This window comes from Bergeyella porcorum, from assembly GCF_042427575.1.
Classification (GTDB): Bacteria; Bacteroidota; Bacteroidia; order Flavobacteriales; family Weeksellaceae; genus Bergeyella; species Bergeyella porcorum.
On record NZ_JBHMFD010000032.1, the window covers coordinates 1 to 5,427 of the forward strand.

Annotated in this window: 2 tRNA genes and 3 rRNA genes; all 5 read left to right on the plus strand. The window is 47.1% G+C overall.

The features are described 5' to 3' along the window. Nucleotides 1-279: 279 nt before the first annotated feature. Nucleotides 280-1,807: ribosomal RNA gene (locus ACFFUE_RS10950) — 16S ribosomal RNA — on the plus strand. A 187-nt stretch (nt 1,808-1,994) separates the two neighbouring features. Then, nucleotides 1,995-2,068 (plus strand) — tRNA-Ile (locus tag ACFFUE_RS10955). Nucleotides 2,069-2,147: 79 nt separating this feature from the next. After that, nucleotides 2,148-2,221: transfer RNA gene (locus ACFFUE_RS10960), tRNA-Ala, on the plus strand. A 203-nt stretch (nt 2,222-2,424) separates the two neighbouring features. Then, a 23S ribosomal RNA gene (locus tag ACFFUE_RS10965) occupies nt 2,425-5,170 on the plus strand. Between the two features lie 165 nt (nt 5,171-5,335). After that, nucleotides 5,336-5,427: ribosomal RNA gene (gene rrf, locus ACFFUE_RS10970) — 5S ribosomal RNA — on the plus strand; the annotation flags it as partial.

The following is a 5,427-nucleotide window of genomic DNA, read 5'->3' on the forward strand; positions in this document are numbered from 1 at the left end:
GGGGAGCAGGAGATTGAACGAAAAAGAACTTTCAAAAATTTTTCAAAAAAGTTTTGGTAGTTTCAAAAATAAGTTTTACTTTTGCACTCGCAAAATCAACGAAGGGTTGATAAGCGGAAAAGGTTAGTTGGAGCGGAGTGGTAAACTCAAAACTTAGCACTCAAAACTCAAAACTAACGCAGAACAAGAGATCATTGAAATAAGATATAACAACCAAGTAAAGGAAAAGACCAAAGCGTAAATAAAAAAGAACTTTGAGAGAGCGTTAAGGAAAAACATACAATGGAGAGTTTGATCCTGGCTCAGGATGAACGCTAGCGGGAGGCCTAACACATGCAAGCCGAGCGGGATTTGCTGGTTAGCTTGCTAACTAGTAATGAGAGCGGCGTACGGGTGCGGAACACGTGTGCAACCTGCCTTTATCAGGGAGATAGCCTTTCGAAAGGAAGATTAATATCCCATAATATATTGATTGGCATCAATTGATATTGAAAGCTCCGGCGGATAAAGATGGGCACGCGCAAGATTAGATAGTTGGTGGGGTAACGGCTCACCAAGTCGACGATCTTTAGGGGGCCTGAGAGGGTGATCCCCCACACTGGTACTGAGACACGGACCAGACTCCTACGGGAGGCAGCAGTGAGGAATATTGGACAATGGGTGAAAGCCTGATCCAGCCATCCCGCGTGAAGGAATAAGGACCTATGGTTTGTAAACTTCTTTTATACAGGGATAAACCTACCCTCGTGAGGGTAGCTGAAGGTACTGTATGAATAAGCACCGGCTAACTCCGTGCCAGCAGCCGCGGTAATACGGAGGGTGCAAGCGTTATCCGGATTTATTGGGTTTAAAGGGTCCGTAGGCGGGCTCGTAAGTCAGTGGTGAAAGCCTGCAGCTTAACTGTAGAACTGCCGTTGATACTGCGAGTCTTGAGTGTAGTTGAGGTAGCTGGAATGAGTAGTGTAGCGGTGAAATGCATAGATATTACTCAGAACACCGATTGCGAAGGCAGGTTACCAAGTTACAACTGACGCTGATGGACGAAAGCGTGGGGAGCGAACAGGATTAGATACCCTGGTAGTCCACGCTGTAAACGATGCTAACTCGTTTTTGGGTCGATAAGATTCAGAGACTAAGCGAAAGTGATAAGTTAGCCACCTGGGGAGTACGAACGCAAGTTTGAAACTCAAAGGAATTGACGGGGGCCCGCACAAGCGGTGGATTATGTGGTTTAATTCGATGATACGCGAGGAACCTTACCAAGACTTAAATGGGAAATGACAGGTTTAGAAATAGACTTTTCTTCGGACATTTTTCAAGGTGCTGCATGGTTGTCGTCAGCTCGTGCCGTGAGGTGTTAGGTTAAGTCCTGCAACGAGCGCAACCCTTGTCACTAGTTGCCATCATTCAGTTGGGGACTCTAGTGAGACTGCCTACGCAAGTAGAGAGGAAGGTGGGGATGACGTCAAATCATCACGGCCCTTACGTCTTGGGCCACACACGTAATACAATGGCCGGTACAGAGGGCAGCTACACAGCGATGTGATGCAAATCTCGAAAGCCGGTCTCAGTTCGGATTGGAGTCTGCAACTCGACTCTATGAAGCTGGAATCGCTAGTAATCGCGCATCAGCCATGGCGCGGTGAATACGTTCCCGGGCCTTGTACACACCGCCCGTCAAGCCATGGAAGTTTGGGGTACCTGAAGTCGGTGACCGTAAAAGGAGCTGCCTAGGGTAAAACAAGTAACTAGGGCTAAGTCGTAACAAGGTAGCCGTACCGGAAGGTGCGGCTGGAACATCTCATTTTAGAGACGTAACGTCAAAAACAAAGGAAGCAATTTCAAAGGGAAAGCTTTGGTTTTTTACTCGGTTGGAAAACACCCCTAAAAAGTATTAGTAAAGGGAAAGGGACTACAAGGAAGAAAGAGAGAAGAAAAAAGAGGATAGATTAAAAAGTCTTTCATCTTTGTTCTTTCATCAAGAAGTCTAAAAGAGTCTCGTAGCTCAGCTGGTTAGAGCGCTACACTGATAATGTAGAGGTCGGCAGTTCGAGCCTGCCCGAGACTACTAATATAGTTGTAAGTTGATAGTTGATAGTTGTTGGAGATACTGACAACGAGCAACCGACAACGGACAACCAACAAAGGGGGAATTAGCTCAGCTGGCTAGAGCGCCTGCCTTGCACGCAGGAGGTCAAGGGTTCGACTCCCTTATTCTCCACAGATTATTATAAATTGTACAAAGTACAAAGTATAATGAGATAGTTGAGGTGTACGATAGATATGGAATAGAGATGACAGAGCCGTCATCATACATATTAGATTGTACATTATATAACAAGCAAAAAGATCATTGACATTACCGGTAAAAGACATCACAAAGAGAAAACCGAGCACAAAGAGTGCTTGAGTAAATAAATTAGGAAAGAAATCGTTAAGGGCGTATGGCGGATGCCTAGGCTTTCAGAGGCGACGAAGGACGTGGTAAGCTGCGAAAAGCTACGGGGATTGGCACACACGAATAGATCCGTAGATATCCGAATGGGGCAACCCGGCAGGTTGAAGGCCTGTCACTGCGTAAGCAGAGCAAACCCGGAGAACTGAAACATCTAAGTACCCGGAGGAAAAGAAATCGAAGAGATTCCGTAAGTAGTGGCGAGCGAAAGCGGATTAGCCCAAAAGTTTATATATGTTTAGTGGAATGTTTTGGAAAGAACAATCGTAGAAGGTGACAATCCTGTACACGAAAGGCATATATAGATGAAGAAAGAGTAGGGCGGGACACGTGAAATCCTGTCTGAATATGGGGGGACCATCCTCCAAGGCTAAATACTCCTGAAAGACCGATAGTGAACAAGTACTGTGAAGGAAAGGTGAAAAGCACTTCGAATAGAAGGGTGAAAGAGAACCTGAAACCGTACGCCTACAAGCGGTCGGAGCAGCTTTAAGCTGTGACGGCGTGCCTTTTGCATAATGAGCCTACGAGTTAATTTTACTAGCGAGGTTAAGATATTAAGTATCGGAGCCGAAGCGAAAGCGAGTCTGAATAGGGCGGTTAGTTAGTAGGATTAGACGCGAAACCTTGTGATCTACCCATGGGCAGGTTGAAGCTTTGGTAACACAAAGTGGAGGACCGAACCGGTTGACGTTGAAAAGTCTTCGGATGACCTGTGGGTAGGGGTGAAAGGCCAATCAAACTGGGAGATAGCTCGTACTCTCCGAAATGCATTTAGGTGCAGCGTCGATGTTAAGTTTATTAGAGGTAGAGCTACTGATTGGATGCGGGGGTTTCACCGCCTACCAATTCCTGACAAACTCCGAATGCTAATAAATGTTCGTCGGCAGTGAGGGCATGGGTGCTAAGGTCCATGTCCGAAAGGGAAAGAACCCAGACCAACAGCTAAGGTCCCTAAATATATGCTAAGTTGAAAGAACGCGGTTGAACTGCATTGACAGCTAGGATGTTGGCTTGGAAGCAGCCATTCATTTAAAGAGTGCGTAACAGCTCACTAGTCGAGCGGTTCGGCATGGATAATAATCGGGCATAAGCATATTACCGAAGCTATGGCAGTATTTAATACTGGGTAGGAGAGCATTCTATCGGCGCAGAAGCAGTGCTGTGAGGCATTGTGGAGCTTATAGAAAAGAAAATGTAGGCATAAGTAACGATAAAGCGGGCGAGAAACCCGCTCACCGAAAGACTAAGGTTTCCTCAGCCATGCTAATCAGCTGAGGGTTAGTCGGGGCCTAACGCGAACCCGAAAGGGGAAGTGGATGGACAACAGGTTAATATTCCTGTACCTGCTCACAATAAAAGTGACGGTTCAGCCAGACTTACAAAGACTGACGGAATAGTTAAGGCTTAGCCTTCGGGCGAAGCTGTGTAAGAGTAACTGGATCCAAGAAAAGCGAGTGAAGCAGCCCGTACCCTAAACCGACACAGGTAGTCGAGGAGAGAATCCTAAGGTGCTCGAGTGAGTCGTGGCTAAGGAACTAGGCAAAATAGTCTCGTAACTTCGGAAGAAGAGACGCCCCACTCCGGTGGGGCCGCAGTGAAGAGGCCCAGGCGACTGTTTATCAAAAACACAGGACTCTGCTAAATCGAAAGATGCTGTATAGGGTCTGACACCTGCCCGGTGCTGGAAGGTTAAGGAAGGTCGTTAGCGTAAGCGAAGCGATTGACTGAAGCCCCAGTAAACGGCGGCCGTAACTATAACGGTCCTAAGGTAGCGAAATTCCTTGTCGGGTAAGTTCCGACCTGCACGAATGGTGTAACGATCTGGGCACTGTCTCAGCCACGAGCTCGGTGAAATTGTAGTATCGGTGAAGATGCCGATTACCCGCAATGGGACGAAAAGACCCTGTGAACCTTTACTATAACTTCGTATTGACTCTGAGTAAGTAATGTGTAGGATAGGTGGGAGACTAAGAAGCAGGCACGCTAGTGTTTGTGGAGTCATCGTTGAAATACCACCCTTTGCTTACTTGGAGCCTAACTTCGATAGAAGGACATTGCGTGGTGGGTAGTTTGACTGGGGTGGTCGCCTCCAAAAGAGTAACGGAGGCTTTCAAAGGTACCCTCAGCACGCTTGGTAACCGTGCGTAGAGTGTAATGGCATAAGGGTGCTTGACTGTGAGACCTACAAGTCGATCAGGTGCGAAAGCAGGACATAGTGATCCGGTGGTTCCGTATGGAAGGGCCATCGCTCATAGGATAAAAGGTACTCCGGGGATAACAGGCTAGTCTCCCCCAAGAGCTCACATCGACGGGGAGGTTCGGCACCTCGATGTCGGCTCGTCACATCCTGGGGCTGGAGAAGGTCCCAAGGGTTGGGCTGTTCGCCCATTAAAGTGGCACGCGAGCTGGGTTCAGAACGTCGTGAGACAGTTCGGTCTCTATCTATTGCGGGCGTTAGATGTTTGAGAGGGCTTGACACTAGTACGAGAGGACCGTGTTGAACAAACCTCTGGTGTATCAGTTGTGCCGCCAGGCGCACCGCTGAGTAGCTATGTTTGGAAAGGATAAGCACTGAAAGCATATAAGTGCGAAACCTGCCTCAAGATGAGACATCTTTTAAGGGTCGTTGTAGATGACGACGTTGATAGGCTACAGGTGTAAAGTTGGTAACAGCATAGCCGAGTAGTACTAATTACCCGTAGATTTATAGCCTAATGGTTGAGCACTCTTTGTAAGAAGGTTTTGTCTTTGTGATGTGATTACCGATAAGATAGAAGTTAGAAATTATATTCTAGAATTTGGATTCTAGAATATAGATGTTAGACTACTAAGTTCTAATATCTAAATGCTAACCACTAACCTCTTATAAACAGCCTTTAGGGTGGTTTTAGCGGTGGGGCTCACCTGTTCCCATTCCGAACACAGAAGTTAAGCCCACCAGCGCCGATGGTACTGCGAGAGCGGGAGAG